This window comes from Rhizobium sp. C104 (assembly GCF_022354505.1).
Taxonomy (GTDB): Bacteria; Pseudomonadota; Alphaproteobacteria; order Rhizobiales; family Rhizobiaceae; genus Rhizobium; species Rhizobium redzepovicii.
In genome coordinates this window covers 1-19,752 of the sequence record NZ_CP092352.1, presented here as the reverse complement: position 1 = coordinate 19,752, position 19,752 = coordinate 1, and the positions used below count along the sequence as shown (strand labels likewise).

Sequence of the window (19,752 nt, the reverse complement as noted above, 5' to 3'; positions counted from 1 at the left end):
CTCCCTTGGCAACAATGCGGGGTGAAACGGTGTTTTCGGCAAAGCTGATGATCAACAACGAGGCGATGGAGGCTTCCCAAGGGGCGACCTTCGAACGCATCGATCCGCTGACCGGCGATGTCGCAACGGTCGCCTCGGCGGGATCCGTCGCCGACATGACGCGGGCCGCCAATGCGGCCGCTGCCGCCTTTCCCGATTGGTCGCAGACAGGCCCCGGCGAACGGCGCCGGCTGCTGAATGCCGCAGCCGATCTCCTGGAGGCCCGCACGCCGGAGCTTATTGCCGCCATGACCGGCGAAACCGGCGCCACCACGCAATGGGCGGCGATCAATTGCGGGCTCGGCGTCGAAATTCTTCGCGAGGCGGCAGCGATGACCACGCAAATCTCGGGCGAACTCATTCCGTCGGGCATTCCTGGCAGCCTCGCCATGGCCGTGCGCCAGCCGGCCGGTGTCTGCGTCGGCATCGCCCCCTGGAATGCGCCGATTATTCTCGGCACCCGCGCCGTCGCCATGCCGCTGGCCTGCGGCAACACCGTCGTGCTCAAGGCCTCCGAACTCTGCCCGAAGACCCATGGCCTGATCGGCGACATCCTGCGCGATGCCGGTTTTCCGCGCGGCGTCGTCAATGTCGTCTCAAATGCGCCAGGCGATGCCGCCGTCGTCGTCGATGCCTTGATCGCCCATCCGGCCGTGCGCCGCATCAATTTCACCGGCTCCACCCGTGTCGGCAGGATCATCGCCGAATCCTCGGCAAGGCATCTGAAGCACTGCCTGCTCGAACTCGGCGGCAAGGCGCCGTTCATCGTGCTTGCCGACGCCGATATCGACGAGGCGGTCAGTGCCGCCGCCTTCGGCGCCTTCATGAACCAGGGCCAGATCTGCATGTCGACGGAGCGCATCATCCTGCTGGATGAGATCGCCGACCATTTCGTCGGCAAGTTCGGGATGAAAGCTGCCACCCTCGTCGCAGGCCACCCCGGGGAAGGCAATACGCCGCTCGGCACGCTGATCAATGCAGAGGCCGTGCGCCGCGTCAGGTCGCTGATCGACGATGCCCTGCAGAAGGGCGCGGTCCTCGTCTGCGGCGGCGAGGCGCACGGCACGCTGATGGATGCGACCGTCATCGATCACGTGACGCCGGCCATGCGCATCTACCGCGAGGAGAGCTTCGGGCCGGTCGCGGCGATCATCCGGGTCGGTAGCGTCGACGAGGCCGTGACGGTTGCCAACGACAACGAATATGGGCTTTCGGCGGCGGTTTTCAGCGCCGATGTCAATGCAGCGCTCGCCGTCGCCATGCGGCTCGAATCCGGCATCTGCCACATCAACGAAGCCACGGTTTCCGACGAGCCGCAAATGCCGTTCGGCGGCGTCAAATCGAGCGGCTACGGCCGCTTCGGCGGCAAGGCGGCGATCGACGAATTCACCGAGCTCAGATGGGTCACCATGGCATCGGGAAAACGGCAATACCCGATCTGAACCACAGGTCGGCCGGAATGAACAGCGAAACGGGCGGGAGGCCCGCATCGAGAGGGAGGAATGATTTCATGAACGGAAAACTCAACGCGGCGACACTGACCCGCCGCTCTTTCATCGCATCGGCCGCGGCAGGCAGCGCGGCACTGGCGCTGTCCGGCCGCACGGCTTTCGCTGACGGCGATACGCTGAAGGTCGGCTTCATCAGCCCGCGCACTGGCCCGCTCGGCGGCTTCGGCGAGACGGACGGCTATGTGCTGGACCTCGCACGCAAGGCGTTGGCGAACGGCCTGCAAGCCGGCGGCAAGACCTGGAAGGTGGAGATTCTCGACCAGGACACCCAGTCCGATCCGTCGCGCGCCGGCCAGCTCGCGAAGGAGCTGATCAATAACCAGGCGATCGACCTGATGCTCGCCGTCTCGACGCCTGAAACCATCAACCCGGTGGCCGACGCCTGCGAGGCGGCCGGCGTTCCCTGCCTCTCCACGGTCATGCCCTGGGAAGCCTGGTATTTCGGCCGTGGCGCCAAGCCGGGGGCGCCCTCCCCGTTCAAATGGACCTATCATTTCGGCTTCGGCGTCGAAGAATTCCACAAAGCCTATGTTTCGCAGTGGAACCTGATCGAGACCAACAAGAAGGTCGGTGTCATGTATCCGAACGACGCCGATGGCAACGCGATCCGCGCCCATCTGGCGCCCGCCCTTGCCAAGGCCGGCTTCACCATCGTCGATCCCGGCGCCTATGAAACCGGAACGACCGATTTTACCGCGCAGATCGCTCTCTTCCGGCAGGAGGGCGTGGAGATCTTCAACTCCTTCCCGATCCCGCCCGATTTCGCCGCCTTCTGGCGCCAGGCCGCCCAGCAGGGCCTCACCCAGCAGATCAAGATCTGCCAGGTCGCCAAGACGGGCCTGTTTCCCTCCGACATCGAGGCGCTCGGCGATCTCGGCATGAACATCGGCAGCGCCGCCTACTGGCACAAGGCCTTCCCTTACAAATCCACGCTGACCGGCGTGTCGGGAGCCGAACTCGCAGACGGCTACGAAACGGCGAGCGGCAAACAGTGGACGCAGCAGCTCGGCGCCAGCCTGGCGCTTCTCGATGCCGGCTTCGATGCGCTGAAAGCGAGCAGCGACGTCAAGAGCAAGGAAGCCGTCGCCAAGGCGATTGCCACGCTGAAAACCACCACGATCGCCGGCAAGGTCGATTTCACCAGCGGCCCGGTCGCCAATGTCTCGCCCGGGCCAATCATCGGCACGCAATGGGTGAAGGCGCCGGAAGGCTCGAAATTCGCGCTCGACTATGTCGTCACCGAAAACGCCACCGATCCCAACGTCCCGGTCGGCGCCAAGCTCATCGCTTATAACGGGTAACGCACGGTGCAGCAGCTAGCTCAAAATCGGCCGGGAGGAGCCTTTCTTTCGGCCAAAGGCATCCACAAGCAGTTCGGCGCCCTCGTCGTCCTGGAGAACCTGGACTTTTCCATGGGCGATGGCGATGCGGTCGGCATCGTCGGGCCGAACGGCGCCGGCAAGACGACGCTGCTCTCCGTGCTCGCCGGCGCCTTCCCGCCAAGTGCTGGAACCATCACCTTCGACGGCGCCGACGTCACGGGCCGGACGGCGGCGGAGCGCTGCCGGTCCGGGCTGGTGCGGACCCATCAGGTGCCCAAACCCTTCAGCGGCATGACGACCTTCGAAAATGTCTTCGTCGCCGCATCGCACGGCCATGCCGCAAGCCGCGACGAAGCCTATCAGCGTGTGGTGGATTCGCTTTCGCTCTGCGGCATGCTTGGCGTCGCCAACCGTCCGGCCGACACGCTCGGCCTTCTCGATCGCAAACGCCTGGAGCTTGCGCGTGCGCTCGCCACGCAGCCGCGGCTGCTGCTGCTCGACGAGATCGGCGGCGGCCTGACCGATGGCGAAGCGAGCGAGCTCGTGGAAACCATCCTCGAATTGCGCCGCCGCGGCATCGGCATCGTCTGGATCGAGCATATCGTTCATATCTTGCTGCAGGTGACGGAACGGCTGATCTGCATGGACGCCGGCAGGATCATTGCCGATGGCGAGCCGAAAGCGGTCATGAGCAATGCCGAGGTGGTCAAAGCCTATCTCGGAGGGACGCCGGCATGAGCCTCCTTTCCATCCGCGACCTCGACGTCCGCCACGGCCTGCTCCAGGCGGTGCGCGGGGTCAGTTTCGATATCGCCAAGGGCGAGGTGCTGGCGCTGGTCGGCGCCAACGGCGCGGGCAAGACGACGTTGCTCCGATCGATCGCCGGCGCCCACCTTCCGTCTGCCGGGCGCGTTCTTCTCAACGATGAAGACCTGGCCTCCGTGCCTTCCCACAAACGGATCGCCAAGGGCATTGCCCTCGTGCCGGAGGGCCGCCGGCTGTTTTCGCAGATGACCGTGGAAGAGAACCTGCTTCTCGGAAAGAGTTGCGGCCGGACGGGCGAGTGGAGCATCGATCGCGTCCTCGACGCCTTCCCGAACCTCAAACCCCGCCGCCACGCCAAGACGGGGCACCTGTCGGGCGGCGAACAGCAGGCGACCGCGATCGGCCGGGCGCTGATGAGCAACCCTGACATTCTGCTGCTTGACGAAGTCTCGCTCGGGCTTTCGCCGCTGGTCGTGGACCGCGTCTACGCTCAGTTGCAGGCATTGCTGACCTCAGGAACAACAATCGTGCTCGTCGAGCAGGATCTTGCGCGCGCCATGAGCGTCGCAAGCCGTGTCATCTGCATGCTGGAAGGACGCATCGTGCTCGACCGGCCGGCTGCGGCCGTCACCCGCGAGCACGTCACCCAGGCCTATTTCGGGCTCCACCGGGCAGCCGGCGAAAGGAGCCCATCATGATCAACTCCCTCATCCAGGGCATCCTGCTCGGCGGCCATTACGCCGTCATCGCCTGCGGCTTGTCCTTCATGTTTTCGGTCATGCGAATCATCAATCTCGCCCATGGCAGCCTGGCGGTCGCTGCCGCCTACGGGCTGTGGCTGCTTGCCGCCAAGGCCGGCATCCCGCCTTTCGCCGGCCTGCTGATCGTGCTGCCCGTCATGGCGGTGATCGGCTGGTTGCTGCAGCGCTTCATCCTCGAACGCAGCGCCCGCGGCGGCACGCTGCTGCCGATCCTCACCACCTTCGGCCTGTCGATCGTCATCGACAATCTGCTGTTCGAGCAGTTCGGCGCCGATACACGGTCGCTCGCACCCTTCATCGGCAACCTGTCCTATGCGTCCTGGCAGTTGCCGGGCAACATCTTCGTCGGCAAGCTTGCCGTGATGATGATGGTGACGGCAATCCTCCTTCTCGGCGCGCTGCAATTCTTCCTTAGCCGCTTTGCGCTCGGCCGCGCCATCCGCGCCACGGCCGAAGATCCCGATACGGCGGGGCTGGTCGGCATCGATGCGCGCCGGGTGAATGCCGTCGCCACCGCGATCACCATGGTGACGATCGGGATCGCCGGCGCCTTTCTCGGCATGCGGGCGACCTTCAGCCCCTATGCCGGCGGGCCGCAGCTGCTCTTCGCCTTCGAGGCGGCCGTGATTGGCGGAGCGGGATCGCTCTGGGGCACGCTTGCCGGCGGCATCATTCTCGGCCTCGCCCAATCGCTCGGCGCGCAGCTGCATCCGCAAGGCTTTCTGATCGGCGGCCATGCCGTGTTTCTGCTGGTCCTTTTCGTCAGGCTGTCCCGCTTCGGCATGCCTCAACTCGACAAGCTCGGCGCATTCTTGAATTTTCGCGCCCGTCTTCGGAGCCCGACATGACATTCGTCTCCAACGGAATATCGATAGAGCGCTGGACGAGAGCTTCGCGGCTGGCGCTTGGCTCGATGGCCGCAGTGCTTGCCCTGCTGGCGCTCGCTCCCGCCGTGCTCGGCGCCGGCGCGATCGACAGGCTGACGGCCCTCTTCATCTACGTGATCCTTGCCGCCATGTGGAATGCGCTCGCCGGTTTCGGCGGGTTGGTCTCGGTCGGCCAGCAGGTGTTCTTCGGCCTCGGCGCCTATTTCACCATTCGGCTCGCCGATGCCGGGCTCGACCCCTTCGTCTCGGTCTTTGCCGCCGCGATCGTGACCGGTGCGCTGTCGATCCCACTCTCGCTCTTCATGCTGCGGCTGAAGGGCGGCGAATTCGCGATCGGCATGTGGGTCGTGGCCGAGCTCGCCCATCTGCTCGTCAATCTCGACCGGCTGATTCAGGGGAAACCGGGACGTCGCTGATCTCGCTCAACCTCTATGACAGCGGCATGCGGCGGGCAACGATCTACTGGCTTGCGCTGGCATCCATGGCGGCCCTGCTCGGCGCTCTCTTCATGCTGATGCGCAGCCGCGCAGGGGCAGCGATGCAGGCAATCCGCGACAATGAAGAGGCGGCGACCTCGGTCGGCGTGCGGGTGACCGCGACCAAGCGTCTGCTCTTCGTGCTCGCCGCTTTCGGCATTGCGGTCGCCGGCGGCCTGTGGCTGGCGACCGCCACCACCTTCCAGCCGAAGACCTATTTCAGCGTCCAATGGACGGCCTACATGATCTTCATGGTGCTGGTCGGCGGGATCGGCAAGTTCGAAGGCGCGATCCTCGGCGCCATCCTGTTCTTCCTCATCGAGACCTTCTTCGGCGGAGCCGGCGTCTGGTATCTGATCGGCCTCGGCGCCACCGCCCTGATTTTCTCCCTCTACCTCCCACGCGGGCTCTGGGGCGAAGTCGAGCGTCGCTTCGACTTCCAGCTTCTGCCCGTCGGCTACCGGCTGAAACTTCCCGGTCCGATCAAAATCAAATGGAAAGAATGAGCCGGTTTGCTCCGGAGTTGTTGTGAAAGGTGACGTTCATGCTTTTTGGTAAAACAATCCTGGTGACCGGCGTGGCCTCCGGCATCGGTGCCCGCACGGCGGAACTGGCCGGCCAGATGGGGGCCGAGGTCATCGGCGTCGATGTCCGCGAACCGGCAAATGGAAGTGCCGCCTTCATCAAGGGCGATCTGTCCACGCCATCGGGCGTAGCCGAAATCGTTGCACGGCTCCCGGCGCGTCTCGATGCGCTCGCCAATGTCGCCGGCCTTTCCGGCAGCACCGGCGTCGTCTCGACGCTCGCGGTCAATTTCTACGGTCTGCGCGCCCTGTCGGAAGCCGTGGCGCCGCGACTGCGCGAAGGCGGTGCCATCGTCAACGTCGCCTCGATCGCCGGTTACGGCTGGCGGGCCAATCTCGAGCGGGCGAAGTCGCTGACATCAGTCGAGGGCTTCCCCGATGTGGCGGCGATCGTTGCCGAACACGGTCTCAAGGACGAGCAAGCCTATCCGCTCTCCAAAGAGCTTCTGCTGCTTTGGACGATGCGCGCAGCCCACCAGCCGCTGTTCAAACAGCGCGGCATCCGCGTCAATGCTGTGAGCCCCGGGCCGGTGGAAACGCCGATCCTCAAGCAGTTCCGTGCCGTGCTCGGCGACGCCAGGGTCGATAGCGACATCACCCGCGTCGGCCGGGCCGGCACCGCCGCCGATATCGCGCCCGCCGTGCTCTTCCTCTGCTCGGATGGCGGACGCTGGATCAACGGCGCCAATCTCGCCGCCGACGGCGGCCTCGAAGCGTCCATCAACGCCGACGTCCTCGGCTTCTAGTTTTCTTGAGGAGACCTACGATGAATATTTCCCTGCTTATCAATGGCGCGGACCGCGCGGCCTCCGGCGGCCGGACCTATGACCGCATCGATCCCTTCACCGAAAAGCTCGCCAGCCGCGCCGCCGCGGCAAATCTGGACGATGTTGCCGCCGCCGTTAATGCCGCTTCCGCCGCCTTCAGCACCTGGTCGAAGACCGGCCCCGGCCAGCGCCGCGCCATCCTGATGAAGGCTGCCGACATCATGGATTCGAAAGTGGGCGAATTTACCCAGTTGATGATCGAGGAAACGGGCGCCACCGCGCCTTGGGCCGGCTTCAACGTCATGCTCGCCGCAAACATCCTGCGCGAGGCCGGCGCCATGACGACGCAAATCACCGGCGAAATCATCCCTTCCGACAAACCCGGCACGCTCGCCATGGGCGTTCGCCAGGCCGCCGGCGTCTGCCTTGCCATCGCGCCCTGGAACGCGCCCGTCATCCTTGCCACCCGCGCCATCGCCATGCCGATCGCCTGCGGCAACAGCGTCATTCTCAAGGCATCCGAACAATGCCCGGGCACGCACCGGCTGATCGCGACGGTGCTGACGGAAGCAGGCCTGCCCGCCGGCGTCATCAACGTCATTACTAATGCGCCGGAGGATGCGCCGGAGATCGTCACCGCGCTCATCGCCCATTCCGCCGTCAGGCGCGTCAACTTCACCGGCTCAACAAAAGTCGGCAAGATCATCGCCGAGACTTGCGGCAAATATCTCAAACCCGCCCTTCTCGAACTCGGTGGCAAGGCCCCGCTTGTTATCCTTGACGACGCCGATATCGACGGCGCCGTCAATGCCGCCATTTTCGGCGCTTTCATGCATCAGGGACAGATCTGCATGTCGACCGAGCGGATCATCGTCGATAGCTCGATCGCCGATCAATTCGTCGCCAAACTCGCCGCCCGCGCCAGCCAGCTCCCGGCCGGCGATCCGCGCGGCCATGTCGTTCTCGGCTCGCTGATCAGCCTCGATGCCGCCAAGAAGATGGAAGAGCTGATCGCCGATGCGACGGCCAAGGGCGCGAAACTCGTGGCCGGCGGCAAACGCACCGGCACCGTGGTCGAGGCCACACTGCTCGACCACGTCACATCGGACATGCGCGTCTATGCGGAAGAATCCTTCGGCCCGGTCAAGCCGATCATTCGCGTCTCGGGCGAGGAAGAAGCGATCCGCATCGCCAACGATACCGAATATGGCCTGTCATCCGCCGTCTTCAGCCGCAACATCCAGCGGGCAATGGCGGTTGCGGCGCGGATCGAATCCGGCATCTGCCACATCAACGGCCCGACCGTGCACGACGAGGCGCAAATGCCCTTCGGCGGCGTCAAGGGCAGCGGCTACGGCCGCTTCGGCGGCAAGGCGGCAATCGCCGAGTTCACCGATCTGCGCTGGATCACGGTCGAGGATTCCGCCCAGCATTATCCGTTCTGATAGGGAGACGCATCACCGCGCCACAACGGCCATTGCGGTTGTGGCGCGGTCGATATTCAGGCCGAGAACCCATCCAGCGCATCGGCAAGCTTCAGCCAGAGATCATGGGGAGGCGAAGGAATCGGCCGCGATTCTTCATCGGAGACGGGGATTCCGAAGGCGGTACCGTTCGACCTGAAGCTGGCCAGCATCCGGCGAAATTTCGCCGCCTTGTCCGCGAACAGGTCCGAACCTCGCTCCCCCAGGACCGTGCGGATCGTCACCAGGGCGAGATTGAAGTTCTTCTGCATCCGGCAGATCGTTAAAGGCGCCGCCGTCCAGCACGACGGCAGGCCCGCTCATCTCATCGACAGCCTGCCTTAGAACTCGGGCAGACTCGGCGATAGCCGGCAGGAACCAAATCCTTCGCTCATCTCTTCGTTCGAAAACTGATTCTGAACCTGCGCGGTAAGCAAATGACGGTGCACATCAAGCGAATCTACGAACCGAAGCAAGACAAGGACGGCATCCGCATTCTCGTCGACAGGCTCTGGCCGCGCGGACTGAGCAAGCAGGATGCGGCAGTCGATCTCTGGCTGAAGGAGGTCGCGCCGAGCCCGGCGCTGCGCCGCTGGTTCGGCCACGATCCCGCCAGATGGACAGAGTTCCAGCGCCGCTACCGGGACGAGCTCGAAAAGAACGCGACGGCCGTCGAAGAACTCGAACACCAGATCGGAAAATCGGACGCAACGCTTCTCTATGCGGCGAAAGACCTCCAGCACAATCACGCGATCGTGCTTCAACGCTTCCTCGGCAAAGACTGAAGCGTCGGGGCCGACGCCAACGAAACGCTGCCGCCCCGCGTAAAAAAATTCCGGGAACCTTTTCGACGGATCTGCATCCAATGCCTGCTTCCAAAGACGCGCCGGCGCGGAAGGCATTCACACGACACAAGGGAGACAGATCATGTTGAAACAGATTTTCGGTGCAGCGCTGATAGCGGCCTCGCTCGGCACGGTTTCAATCGCCGCCGATGCCAAGCCGACCGACCCTCAGATCGCCCATATCGCCTATACCGCGGGGCAGATCGATGTCACCGCCGCTGAGCAGGCATTGAAGAAAAGCAAGAATGTCGAAGTCATAGGATTCGCCAAGACCATGGAACGCGACCACAAGGCCGTCAACGACCAGGCACTCGCCCTCGTCAAGAAGCTGAAGGTGACGCCCGAAGACAACAAGATAAGCCAGTCGCTCTCGGCTCAAGCAAGCGAGGAGTTGAAGACGCTTGAGGCTCTCGACGGCGCGGCCTTCGACAAGGCCTATGTCGAAAACGAAGTCGCCTATCACAAGTCGGTCAATTCAGCGCTGTCCACGATACTGATCCCCTCGGCTCAGAACAAGGAGCTGAAGGCGCTCCTGGAAACGGGCCTGACCCTGTTCAAGCAGCACCAGATGCATGCCGAGCATCTTGCCTCGATGATGAAGTAGGCCGGCGATGGGTTTGCCGATGAAATCGCTGCCGCTGCTGCTTGCGCTGTTTTGGGCAGGCGTCGGCGTTGCCGCTGCCACGGAATATCAGGTCACCATTGCAGGAATGAAATTCAGCGCGCCGCCTGCCGAACTGCATGTCGGCGATGTGATCGTCTGGCGAAATTATGATATATTCCGGCATACTGCAACAGCGCGTGACAAAAGCTTCGACATCGATCTGCCGCCGAAATCGGAAGGTCGCCTGATACTCAGCCGAGCGGGAGCGGTCGATTTTTACTGCCGCTTTCATCCCGCCATGACGGGCACACTGGACGTCCGGCCATAGGCCGGTCTCCTGGAAACACGGAGTAGCGGAGATTTCCATGACAGCCATTCCGGTTCCGGTCACACGACATCGACCGCTCCCATCGGCACTTGCCGACACCGACCTCGTGCCGCTGGCAAAAATCGGCGACGAGGTCGCCATCCGCGCCATCATCCAGCGTCACAATCAGCGACTGTTCCGCACCGCGCGCGCCGTCATCCGCAACGATGCGGAGGCGGAAGATGTCGTCCAGGCGTCTTACATCAAGGCCTTCGCCAATCTGGCAGCGTTCCGGGGCGACGCGGAGCTTTCGACATGGCTGACCCGAATTGCGCTCAACGAGGCGCTGGGCCGGGTGCGAGCCCGAAGGAACACCATCGGGCTGGAGGAAATCGACATGCAGGCGACGTCGGCAGGTGGGGAGGTGGTGCAATTTCCGTCCTCGCTATCGGCAACAGATCCGGAAACCGAGCTGTCGCGGAACCAGGCGCGGCAGCTCCTCGAACAGGCGGTCGACGAACTCCCGGATGATTTTCGCGCCATCTTCGTGCTGCGGGATGTCGAGGGCATGAGCACCGACGAGGCCGCATCCTATCTCGGCATAAGACCCGAAACCGCCAAGACTCGGCTGCACCGGGCGCGGAAGATGATGCGCCAGTCGATTGAAAAACGGCTGTCCGGCGCCTTCTCGGCGCTGTTTCCGTTCGATGGCGCCCGCTGCGCTTTCATGGCCGACCGCGTCGTCGGGGCGCTTGCCCCGACGCTATGACGTCTCGCAATATCAGATCGGCTTCTCGAACGCGCCGGATTTGTGATCGGCACCTCGACGCCCTCGATGCGATGCCGTTCGACGCCCTCGGTGAGAGCGGACCCCTTGAAGCGTACGAACTTGATAGGCGGATAATCGAACTTGGGGCGCCAGGCAGTGCGGTCGATCGCCATCCACACAGCCGAGGGCATCTGCAGCGTCAGTTCGTGGTATTGGAGGGCCGAGGTCAAGCAGACCACGCCCTTTGGAACCAGAACAGCCGCTTCAGCGAGTGCATGGGCCGCCTCAGCCTGAGTGTCCGGGAGTTGATACAGGCCTCGTGCCGGGCGGACTACTGCCTCCTCCCGAACGAGACGGGCGAGCGTCTCCGGTCCAATGCCTTCGGCAACGAAATCCTTCAGCCGGAGCATCCCCCGCGCTTTCAGGAGGTCGAGCGCTCGAAGTCTCTGGGCGGTAGTGAATATCATCGCCTGTGACGATTCCTCTATTCATCGAATATATAGCAGAGGTTTTATCACAAGGCCGCTTGCTCGGAAATCCCCATTTCGACAAAGCGGCGCCCCCTTTTCGTCCGCCTGCCAGAAATCAAAAAAGGCCGCAAGTCGGTGATGGAACTCTACATCCCAAGCCCCAAGGACTTGCCGCGCTTCAGCGAGCGTTTCAGCTCCATCTGCTGCGTGAGCTCGGCACGATGACTACGACCGGCAAGGCGAGCAACCTCGCGGATACGCTCGACGTCACCATCCTGATCGGGTCCCACACGCTTCAGCTGGTCGGCGAGATCTGAGGGATCGGCGCGACCGAAGCGCGTTTCGATCGCGCTGACGATGTCCTTTGCCTCGGCAAGCGCTCGACGCCCTTCCGGTGTCCCCGCCAGTTGCTCGACGAACTTTGCCTTGTCGCTATAGGGGAGATCGTCGAGCTGGCGCAGCAGCGCCTCGCTCCGGCGGCTCGGGCCCAGAACCTCGACCACGTCCTGCTTTTCCCGCTTCCAGCGTTCCGAGCCGCATTCGGCAGCGAGGCGACGCTGCCAGGTCTTGGCGGATTGGCGAACATGCGACGCCAGCGCATCGATCCGGGAAAGCGCGTGTTTGCGTTCGGCGTTGTCTCCGAACAGGCCGGTCTTGCCGGCGAGCGCACCGATCGTCTCGGGCGAAGTGCTGAGTTGGTAGGCGAGCGCGACCGGATCTGCATTCTCATCCACGATCCGGCCGCGCAAGGCTCCCATGGTCGCTGGCGCGTCCTTGAACACCTGCGGCGCAAGCTGCTTTGCCGCGTCCCAATCTCGTTCGAATGCCGGCATCGCCTTTGACCGTCCAACCTCTTCGACGCTCATCGCATAGGTCTTCACGGCCGCAATGAGCACGCGGCGTTCATGGTCGCCGAGATCTTGGTGTGCAGGACTGTTATCGGCGATGGTGCGGGCTGCAAGCGGCTGCGGTTTCTCCACTGGCTTGGCAACCGCCGTGTCCGGAATGCGCTGTATCCCTTTGCTGGTTCCCTGAGATGCGACATCACTCTCGCCCTGCCCCCGGCGATCCTCCACGCCGCGCCGATTGGCAAAGTCATGCGTATAGTCGAGCGTCGTCTCCTTCACGCCTGCTCGGCTCAGTGTCTCTGTCAGCGAGCGCACTGTCTTGAATGCATCGAGCCCGGCATAGAGCTGCACCGCCTCGCGGTGACGGGTCATCGCCACATAGGTCAGATGCCGGTCCATCGTCGTCGACGCCAGAACAAAACTCCGGTCGACGGTAGCGCCTTGCGTCTTGTGGATCGTCGTTGCGTAGCCGTGATCGAAGGCCTGGTAACTGTTCACCGGGATAGTCACGTGGCGCTGGCCATCTTGCGTCTGCGCCTTGCCGTCAAGCCGGACGTCTATTGCGTCCGGCGCGACGGCGATGACCTCGCCCAGCATGCCATTCTTGACGGCGAGATCACGATCATTCTCCAGGAAGACGATGCGGTCGCCACGCGCAAAGGATCGCTTCCCATTGTTGGTCTGGTAGGTGAGTTCCTCACCCTTATCACCAGCCGGGTTGCTGCCCTTTGCCAACTCGCCGCGATCCTGCAACCGAGCACGAATGCCGGCATTGATGGCGCGCACGTCGTCGCGTCGATGGGCCATCGCAATGCGCGTGTCGTTGGGATGTGCCGATCGGTCAGCGACGTAATCGGCAATGATCGCCTTCAGGCTTTCAGCGCGATCCGTCTTCAGATGAAGGCTTCCCCGTGCCTCGTAGGCCGACAGTCCGGCTGCGGTCCGATGCGAGGCGAAGTCGATCGAGGCCTGCTTCTGCCAATCGGTTCTTTGCCGTCGAACTTCCGACAGCTGCGCATGGCCGACGGCTTCGGCGATCGCCCGGAACGGCGCGCCTGCCCCGATCGCCTGAAGCTGTTCATGGTCGCCGACCAGCACGAGCTTGGCGCCGGCCCGTTTGACCTCGTCGACGAAGCGGGCGAGCTGACGGCTGCCGACCATTCCGCCTTCGTCGATGACGAAGACGTCACGAGCGTTGAGCCGTCCGCGATCAGCCTGCCAGCTGTATTCCCACGACGCCAATGTGCGGCTTGCGATCCCGGACGATTGCTCCAGGCCTTCCGCCGCCTTGCCGGCCAAAGCCGCACCATGAACACGATAGCCCTGCGCTTCCCAGGCGTGGCGGGCAGCCGCCAGCATCGTGCTCTTGCCGGCACCGGCAAAGCCGATCACCACGGCGATCTGAGCTGGACCCGTGACATGCTCGATCGCCTGGCGTTGTTCCGCCGACAGCCCCTGCCCCGGTGAAGGGTTCCCCGCCTGGATCGATCTGTCCTGAGCGGCGATCGCAGCATCGACATTGCGCTTCGCCACACCGTGGTTTTGGCGCGCCTTCATCGCCACGGCGGCTGTTGCGATCGCGCCCTCGATCGCCACCATCTCGACCGTCGAATAGCGCGCCTCCCCGTCACGGCCGCGAAGGCTTGAACTGTCGGGCCTCAACTCGACCAGAGCCTTCGACGCCATGACCGCGGCAAAAGCATTCTGGAAGGTCTGCGGATCGTCGTTGATATAACGATGCAGAGCCCTGGCAATGTCATAGCGGTTGAAGACGCTCTTCTCGTTGGTAATCAGCTTCAGGATCTCATCCGGGCGCCTGCGGATGGTCTCGGCATTTCGCTCGGCCGATTGCGGTGAGATGCGCGCGCGAGAGACTGCCCCACCCTGCCGATTGATCTCGGTCGCATGCACACCGACATGTTCGGTCGGCTCGATCGTGATCCCGGCTTCCAGATGCGAACGGTTGTCGATACGGATATCGAGGCCGGCCCTCTCAAGGTGAGAGTTGGCCAGATGCTCCCAAGCCTGGCGCAGTTCCTTCAGCTGCAGCTGCGATGGCGGCAGGTGGTTGGCGAGAAGCCACCTGTTCTCCCGCTCAAGCAAGGTCTTGTCGCCAAGACCGGCTTCCGTCAGCTGGCGCGTCGTCATCATCAGATGCGCATGGCTGTTTCTGATGTCGCTTCCCTCGCCTGGTCGATGGATCGCGAAGTCGACGGCAGCGCCATAGCGATTGGCGAGATAGAGCGCGAACGCACGCGTCAGCACCAGGCGTTGATCCGGCGTCAGTTCGTGCGGCAGGGCGACTTCGAATTCCCGGGCAATCCGGGCGTCACTTCGCTTTTCGGCACGCTCGGCGGCATTCCACAAGGCGGATCGCTTCATCGCCCAATAGCCAGAAGAACGAGCCGGCAAGACGATCTCGGCATGCTCGACACCTGTCCTGTTGCTAAAATCATGCGTCAGCCCATCGCGCTCGTTGGTCAGTCTCACGGCGGCGCGATAGGCGGCGGACGCCACAGCGCTGCGGCCACCGCTGCGGGCGATCGGCTTCATGCTGAAGTGATAGATCGCCATCACATATCCCCTTGGTTAGCGGTCCGCCGGCCCGCGCTTTGAGTTGCGCCAGCAACTCGTAAGTGCGCCCTTGTGCCTTCGTCGCTTGGCTCCTTCGGGCACTGGTGGGAGCACGCGGCAATCTCCCGATGACCTCGTAAGCCGTTCACCCGGTCGCTTCCACGCGCAGATTTGCGGGTAGCCGACATGCACCCGTCGCTGCAGCATCCGGGCATGCGATCGTGTGCGGTCATTGTCCTGATGGCGCCGGGCCGATCGCTTATCGACGAGAAGGGACACAACGACAGTGGCACGCAAAACCATTGGGGAACGGCTGGCGCAGCTGGAAGCGCAGCGAAAGACATTGCAGATCCGGCTCAGCAAGCAGGAACGTGCCATCGACACACGCCGCAAGGTGTTGATCGGCGCACTGGTGCTGCACCGGCTGGAGAATGATCGCGATGTGCAGATCGGCGGAGGACTGGCAGCCTGGCTCAGATCCGAACTGCCAAAATTCCTCACCCGCGATGGCGATCGGGATCTGTTCGACGATCTGCTCGAACCACGGCCGCACGACCCGTCTATCAGCAATATCGGCAACGGGAGTGCGGCATCATGATCCATGCCAACCAGATCAAGACTGCCTTCGCAAACATGATGCGCCTGGCGTCCCGCGATCCGCTCTGGGCGATCGTCGCCCTGATCACGTTTCCGCTGCGATATGCCAAGTCGTTTGTCATGGGTGCGGTCGGCTATTTGCTTGTCGTGTTCACCGTCTACTTCGGGATCGACTACCTCAGACGCGTGATCCTCGGCGGTAGCAGAGGTGACATCGTCTGGCATGTCGGCGACTGGGTGGTGATGGCATTTGCCATCGTGCTGCTCATTCGATTGTTGTCGGTTCCGTTGATCACGCATTTTGGGACTGTCAGCGACGACACGCACGGGTCTGCGCGCTTTGCCGGCCGAAGAGAGATTGCGCCACTCACCAAGGCGGGCAGTGGCCTGCTGATCGGCCGCGCGAACATCTCTGGCCGGCTTCTTCGCTATGGCGGGTCGGCTCATCTTCTGACCATGGCACCGACGCGCAGCGGCAAGGGTGTCGGCACCATCATCCCGAACCTTCTGACCGCCGACCGCTCGATCATCTGCATCGATCCGAAAGGCGAGAACGCGATCATCGCCGGTGATGCGCGCGAGACGTTCGGGCCGGTTCATATCGTCGATCCATTCGGCATCACCGGCAGACCTTCGGCTGCCTTCAATCCGATCGACGGCGTTGATCCAGACAGCGTCGATGTCGCCGAGGATACAACGACACTTGCCGACGCACTCGTGTTCGACGAACCGGGCTTGTCAGGTGATGCGCATTGGAACGAGGAAGCAAAGGCACTGATATCAGGTTTGCTGCTGCATGTGATCGCCAGCCAGCCAGACGACAGGCGCACGCTGACCACCCTCAGGCATTTGCTGACGCTGGCGCCGGAAGCGTTCCGCGCCGTGCTGGACGAGATGCAGGCAAGTGACGCGGTCAACGGACTGATTGCGCGGGCTGCCAATCGCCACCTCGGCAAGTCGGACCGTGAGGCCAGCGGAGTGCTTTCGGCGGCCCAACGACACACGCATTTCCTCGACAGTCCGCGCATGACCGGGGTGTTGGGGCGATCGGACTTTCGGTTCGCTGACCTCAAGGCAGACAAGGCGACCGTGTTCCTGGTCTTGCCGCCAGACAGGCTTGCGGTCTACTCACGTTGGCTGCGTTTGCTGGTGGCCCAAAGCCTGACCGAGATGGCGCGAACCCTACCCTCGCCGCATCCACCTGCGCCACCTGTTCTCTATCTGCTCGACGAGTTTACCGCCCTTGGTCATCTGGCGCCGATCGAACGGGCCATGGGATTGATGGCAGGTTACGGTGTGCAACTCTGGCCGATCATCCAGGACATTCATCAGCTGCGCGCCACCTATGGCCAGCGTGCCGGCACGTTTCTGTCCAACGCCGGCGTGCTGCAAGTGTTCGGCGTCAATGATCACGACAGCGCCCGTCTGGTATCCGATCTGCTTGGCCAGGAGACCGTGGTGTTCAATACGGCGGCGCGCGCCCTCGATGCGGAAAGGACCGGCCTCTCCTTCGCCGAGCAGCATGTCGCCCGACCACTTCTGACGCCCGACGAAGTCCGCAACATGCATGCCGAGACCGAGCTGCTGTTCATCGCCGGCCAGCGGCCCATCGTCGCGACAAAGCTGCGCTATTATTCCGATCCGGAATTCGTCGGATTGTTCACTGCATCACAGATCTGACGAGGCGACATCACCAACGTGAATCGATCCAGCCGGATCGATTCACAAATGTCGTTGGACGCGGGCATCTGGTCTTTGCGATTCTGCCCGCATGACAGTTCAGCCCTATCGTCTCTACATCGAACGCATCGATCCATCGAAGAACATGGCCCGCTTTTATGCGCTGTCGATCGAGCCGAACCTCTTCGGCGGGACATCGCTGGTGCGCAGCTGGGGACACATCGGCAGCCGCGGGCAGCAGAAGATCAATATCTTCGACAGCGAGGCAAAAGCCGTCGATCTCCTGCTCACCCTATTGCGCAGGAAGCGGTCGCGAGGCTATCGGGTCATACGGTGATCCGCATCCGCGTCTCTTATGCCTGAGTGAAGGAAGAGACAGTTGAGTGAAGGAAGAGACGGCTCACGCCGCCTCCTCCTCGTCGAGTTCCGGCTGCAGGGAATGCAGGTAGTCGAGCGCGCGCTGGGCATGTGCTGCCGCCGAGAAGATGGCACGCTTGTCGTTGCCGAGAACCTTCAGCCAGCCATCGAGATAGCATGCGTGGTCGGGGCGTGGTTCGAGCTCTGGGACAATGCCGAGATCGGCGCAGAGAAACGCGCTGCCGAGTTCGGCAATCAGTTCCTCGCGGGCACGATCGCTCCTATCTTTGGCGTAGCGGCTGAGATCGCGATCAAGCCTTTGCGGTGCGCCGGTCCAGTGCGTGATCTCGTGGCTGAGGACGGCGACATAGGAAGCATCGTCCCGGAAGGCATCTGGGCATGGCATCTGGATGTAATCACGCTGAGCGGCATAATAGGCAGCCGATCCTCCGTGGCGGATCAGCGCCCCGGTATTGGCAAAAAACCGGCCGGCATCGCCGATGCGGCTCATCGGATCCTGGCAAGGTGCGCCGTCGTCAAAGCGGCCATCAAGGCCGGCGATCTGATCGGTATTGAACACCGTGTAGGCTTTGAGGAATGGAATGTCCTGTTCGATCTCGGTCCCCGTCTCGGTCGTCTCGGTGCGGATGAACGAGCTGGCGAAGACCACGGTCGTGCCGGTTTCGCCCTTGCGAACGGCGCCGCCGAGCTCGATTGCCTGGCGAAACGTCATCCAGCGTGATGAGGCAAAGCCGCGGGCGATGGCTTCCGACCACAGCAGCAGGACGTTGATCCCGGTGTAGGGTTGGCCGTTGTGGCGCAGTGGCCGGCTGATCTCGGCCGTTGCATGTCCCGTCGTCCAGGGTCTGGTCCATGGCCGCACGCCCTGTTTGAGATCGGCGATGATCGTGTTGGTGATGCGGCTGTAGATATCGGAGCGTTGCTTGGATTGCTGGCTGCTCATGTTGGAACCTCCGTTTCGAGGTCGCGGCCATCGCGACCTGCTACGGCGGTCCGAAAGCCGGGCTGCAAGCGCTGCCTGCACCCGCAGGGCCGCAACGAAGTGGAGGACGGCAAAGCCGTTGCCGGCGGCGCGAGCCTGGCAGGACCAAAAGCCGGGGCAGGACGCGATGGCCGCAATCAAAGGGGGAGGTTCAGACGGAGGCGGACATGACAAACCCCGCGAGGCGGCATCATGTCGCTCACGTCACAAATGAGCTGCGGCGCAACTCGCCTCACCTGCCCGGCCGTGCCAGAGACCTCGCGATATCGACGATGTCATCGCGCGAGGCGGTTGGATCCTCCTTGTTCCAGGCAACACCAAGCCCGATCCTGAAGTCGATGCCCCTGACCGCCTTGAGCTCGAAGGCCCGGTTCGGCAGGCCCTCGGTCCATTCCGGCGCAAAGCCGATGCCAAGGCCGGCCGAGACCAGCGACACCAGTGAATAGGTGTCGTCGCAGCTATAGGCGATGTTGCCGGTCAGATCGTATTCCTCGAACTTCTCATTGAAGTACCGCTCGGTGTAGGAGAGGTTCTTGCGGTTGAAGGCGATGATCTTTTCCGAGCGCAGGTCGTCGATGGCGATCTCCGTCTGCTCCGCCAGTGGGTTTGTCCTGGCGACCGCCAAGAGATACCGTTCATGGGCGATCGAGGAGAAGCGCAACGAGCCGATGTTTTCCACCGGCCGGATGAAGCCCAGATTGATCTGGCCGTTTTCCAGGCGGCGGATGATGTCGCCGGTATTGCCGCTTGATATATGGATGCGGATATCCGGGTACTTGCGGGCGATCTTTGAAAGAAACGCCGGCAGCACGCCGGTGGTCGCCGGATAGACGGTGCCGATCCTGATCTGCCTTATCGTCTTGCCGGCCACCGCCCTGGTGATCTCGGCACTCAGATCGACCTCGCTCAGAATCCCGACGCAGCGCTCGTGGAAGATCTCCCCTGCCCTGGTCAGTTCCACCCGCCTGGTCGAGCGGATGAACAGCGCGCAGCCAAGTTCGCGCTCCAGCGCCTGCACATGATTGCTGAGCGCCGGCTGGGCGATGCGCACCTTGGCGGCCGCCCGGCCGAAATGCAGTTCCTCGGCCACCGCGACGAAGTAGGAGAGCTGGCGTAGTTCCAT

Annotated in this window: 18 protein-coding genes and 2 pseudogenes; 15 read left to right on the top strand and 5 right to left on the bottom strand. The window is 63.1% G+C overall.

Annotated features, from left to right (window positions below; all coding sequences use genetic code 11):
- Positions 1-14 precede the first annotated feature (14 nt).
- The 8 genes and pseudogenes from MF410_RS28265 to MF410_RS28230 all read left to right on the top strand — a co-directional run bounded on the left by MF410_RS28265 (position 15) and on the right by MF410_RS28230 (position 8,557).
- Positions 15-1,481 carry an aldehyde dehydrogenase gene (locus MF410_RS28265; protein ID WP_239620958.1) on the top strand — a complete coding sequence of 489 codons (1,467 nt, stop codon included), beginning with the start codon at positions 15-17 and terminating at the stop codon, positions 1,479-1,481.
- A gap of 68 nt (positions 1,482-1,549) precedes the next feature.
- A complete protein-coding gene (locus MF410_RS28260; protein WP_239620955.1) occupies positions 1,550-2,851 on the top strand; it encodes an ABC transporter substrate-binding protein in 1,302 nt (433 codons plus the stop codon).
- Between the two features lie 6 nt (positions 2,852-2,857).
- On the top strand, positions 2,858-3,610 hold the full coding sequence (locus MF410_RS28255; protein ID WP_239620952.1) for an ABC transporter ATP-binding protein: 753 nt from the start codon (positions 2,858-2,860) through the stop codon (positions 3,608-3,610).
- The gene (locus tag MF410_RS28250) at positions 3,607-4,335 is read left to right on the top strand and encodes an ABC transporter ATP-binding protein (RefSeq protein WP_097629922.1); all 729 of its coding nucleotides are present in this window, start codon (positions 3,607-3,609) and stop codon (positions 4,333-4,335) included. Before MF410_RS28255 ends, MF410_RS28250 begins: the two co-directional genes overlap by 4 nt.
- A complete protein-coding gene (locus tag MF410_RS28245) occupies positions 4,332-5,246 on the top strand; it encodes a branched-chain amino acid ABC transporter permease (RefSeq protein ID WP_239620950.1) in 915 nt (304 codons plus the stop codon). Before MF410_RS28250 ends, MF410_RS28245 begins: the two co-directional genes overlap by 4 nt.
- Positions 5,243-6,267, top strand: a pseudogene (locus MF410_RS28240) (branched-chain amino acid ABC transporter permease). The gene MF410_RS28245 and the pseudogene MF410_RS28240 overlap by 4 nt, the downstream one beginning before the upstream one ends.
- Before the next feature lie 38 nt (positions 6,268-6,305).
- Entirely contained in the window at positions 6,306-7,091 is a 786-nt protein-coding gene (locus tag MF410_RS28235; protein ID WP_239620949.1) for a coniferyl-alcohol dehydrogenase, read from the top strand.
- 20 nt (positions 7,092-7,111) lie between these two features.
- The gene (locus MF410_RS28230; RefSeq protein WP_239620948.1) at positions 7,112-8,557 is read left to right on the top strand and encodes an aldehyde dehydrogenase; all 1,446 of its coding nucleotides are present in this window, start codon (positions 7,112-7,114) and stop codon (positions 8,555-8,557) included.
- 56 nt (positions 8,558-8,613) lie between these two features.
- On the opposite strand, the gene MF410_RS28225 is transcribed toward MF410_RS28230, so the two are convergent.
- Positions 8,614-8,847 (bottom strand): hypothetical protein, encoded by a 234-nt coding sequence (locus MF410_RS28225; RefSeq protein ID WP_239620947.1) that lies wholly within the window; start codon positions 8,845-8,847, stop codon positions 8,614-8,616.
- 165 nt (positions 8,848-9,012) lie between these two features.
- Between MF410_RS28225 and MF410_RS28220 the strand changes: the two genes are divergently transcribed.
- From MF410_RS28220 to MF410_RS28205, 4 genes are all read left to right on the top strand, one after another.
- Positions 9,013-9,360 carry a DUF488 domain-containing protein gene (locus MF410_RS28220; RefSeq protein ID WP_097629928.1) on the top strand — a complete coding sequence of 116 codons (348 nt, stop codon included), beginning with the start codon at positions 9,013-9,015 and terminating at the stop codon, positions 9,358-9,360.
- A 142-nt stretch (positions 9,361-9,502) separates the two neighbouring features.
- Positions 9,503-10,024 (top strand): DUF4142 domain-containing protein, encoded by a 522-nt coding sequence (locus MF410_RS28215; protein WP_239620946.1) that lies wholly within the window; start codon positions 9,503-9,505, stop codon positions 10,022-10,024.
- A gap of 7 nt (positions 10,025-10,031) precedes the next feature.
- Positions 10,032-10,352: a cupredoxin family copper-binding protein gene (locus MF410_RS28210; protein WP_131711854.1), complete on the top strand. Its 321-nt coding sequence runs from the start codon at positions 10,032-10,034 to the stop codon at positions 10,350-10,352.
- 37 nt (positions 10,353-10,389) lie between these two features.
- Complete coding sequence (locus tag MF410_RS28205) at positions 10,390-11,100, top strand: RNA polymerase sigma factor (RefSeq protein WP_239620944.1); 711 nt, start codon at positions 10,390-10,392, stop codon at positions 11,098-11,100.
- A gap of 311 nt (positions 11,101-11,411) precedes the next feature.
- Here the strand turns inward: MF410_RS28205 and MF410_RS36675 are convergent.
- A pseudogene (locus MF410_RS36675) lies at positions 11,412-11,567 on the bottom strand (type IV toxin-antitoxin system AbiEi family antitoxin domain-containing protein); the annotation flags it as partial.
- Between the two features lie 149 nt (positions 11,568-11,716).
- Entirely contained in the window at positions 11,717-14,992 is a 3,276-nt protein-coding gene (gene traA, locus MF410_RS28195) for a Ti-type conjugative transfer relaxase TraA (RefSeq protein WP_239620942.1), read from the bottom strand.
- 286 nt (positions 14,993-15,278) lie between these two features.
- Between traA and MF410_RS28190 the strand changes: the two genes are divergently transcribed.
- From MF410_RS28190 to MF410_RS28180, 3 genes are all read left to right on the top strand, one after another.
- A complete protein-coding gene (locus MF410_RS28190; RefSeq protein WP_131711878.1) occupies positions 15,279-15,590 on the top strand; it encodes a mobilization protein in 312 nt (103 codons plus the stop codon).
- Positions 15,587-17,269 carry a type IV secretory system conjugative DNA transfer family protein gene (locus tag MF410_RS28185; RefSeq protein ID WP_239620939.1) on the top strand — a complete coding sequence of 561 codons (1,683 nt, stop codon included), beginning with the start codon at positions 15,587-15,589 and terminating at the stop codon, positions 17,267-17,269. Before MF410_RS28190 ends, MF410_RS28185 begins: the two co-directional genes overlap by 4 nt.
- Before the next feature lie 91 nt (positions 17,270-17,360).
- Complete coding sequence (locus MF410_RS28180) at positions 17,361-17,606, top strand: WGR domain-containing protein (RefSeq protein WP_239620936.1); 246 nt, start codon at positions 17,361-17,363, stop codon at positions 17,604-17,606.
- 63 nt (positions 17,607-17,669) lie between these two features.
- Here MF410_RS28180 and MF410_RS28175 read toward each other — a convergent pair whose 3' ends face one another.
- A complete protein-coding gene (locus tag MF410_RS28175) occupies positions 17,670-18,590 on the bottom strand; it encodes a zincin-like metallopeptidase domain-containing protein (protein ID WP_239620934.1) in 921 nt (306 codons plus the stop codon).
- A gap of 271 nt (positions 18,591-18,861) precedes the next feature.
- Positions 18,862-19,752, bottom strand: coding sequence for a LysR family transcriptional regulator (locus MF410_RS28170; RefSeq protein WP_239620933.1), 891 nt, complete (start codon positions 19,750-19,752; stop codon positions 18,862-18,864).

Coding starts and splice junctions, on each gene's coding strand:
- MF410_RS28265 (WP_239620958.1), top strand. CDS start 15: ATGCGGGGTGAAACGGTGTTTTCGGCAAAGCTGATGATCAACAACGAG.
- MF410_RS28245 (WP_239620950.1), top strand. CDS start 4,332: ATGATCAACTCCCTCATCCAGGGCATCCTGCTCGGCGGCCATTACGCC.
- MF410_RS28250 (WP_097629922.1), top strand. CDS start 3,607: ATGAGCCTCCTTTCCATCCGCGACCTCGACGTCCGCCACGGCCTGCTC.
- MF410_RS28220 (WP_097629928.1), top strand. CDS start 9,013: ATGACGGTGCACATCAAGCGAATCTACGAACCGAAGCAAGACAAGGAC.
- MF410_RS28175 (WP_239620934.1), bottom strand. CDS start 18,590: ATGAGCAGCCAGCAATCCAAGCAACGCTCCGATATCTACAGCCGCATC.
- MF410_RS28185 (WP_239620939.1), top strand. CDS start 15,587: ATGATCCATGCCAACCAGATCAAGACTGCCTTCGCAAACATGATGCGC.
- MF410_RS28260 (WP_239620955.1), top strand. CDS start 1,550: ATGAACGGAAAACTCAACGCGGCGACACTGACCCGCCGCTCTTTCATC.
- MF410_RS28225 (WP_239620947.1), bottom strand. CDS start 8,847: ATGCAGAAGAACTTCAATCTCGCCCTGGTGACGATCCGCACGGTCCTG.
- MF410_RS28180 (WP_239620936.1), top strand. CDS start 17,361: ATGACAGTTCAGCCCTATCGTCTCTACATCGAACGCATCGATCCATCG.
- MF410_RS28215 (WP_239620946.1), top strand. CDS start 9,503: ATGTTGAAACAGATTTTCGGTGCAGCGCTGATAGCGGCCTCGCTCGGC.
- traA (WP_239620942.1), bottom strand. CDS start 14,992: ATGGCGATCTATCACTTCAGCATGAAGCCGATCGCCCGCAGCGGTGGC.
- MF410_RS28170 (WP_239620933.1), bottom strand. CDS start 19,752: ATGGAACTACGCCAGCTCTCCTACTTCGTCGCGGTGGCCGAGGAACTG.
- MF410_RS28210 (WP_131711854.1), top strand. CDS start 10,032: ATGGGTTTGCCGATGAAATCGCTGCCGCTGCTGCTTGCGCTGTTTTGG.
- MF410_RS28230 (WP_239620948.1), top strand. CDS start 7,112: ATGAATATTTCCCTGCTTATCAATGGCGCGGACCGCGCGGCCTCCGGC.
- MF410_RS28235 (WP_239620949.1), top strand. CDS start 6,306: ATGCTTTTTGGTAAAACAATCCTGGTGACCGGCGTGGCCTCCGGCATC.
- MF410_RS28205 (WP_239620944.1), top strand. CDS start 10,390: ATGACAGCCATTCCGGTTCCGGTCACACGACATCGACCGCTCCCATCG.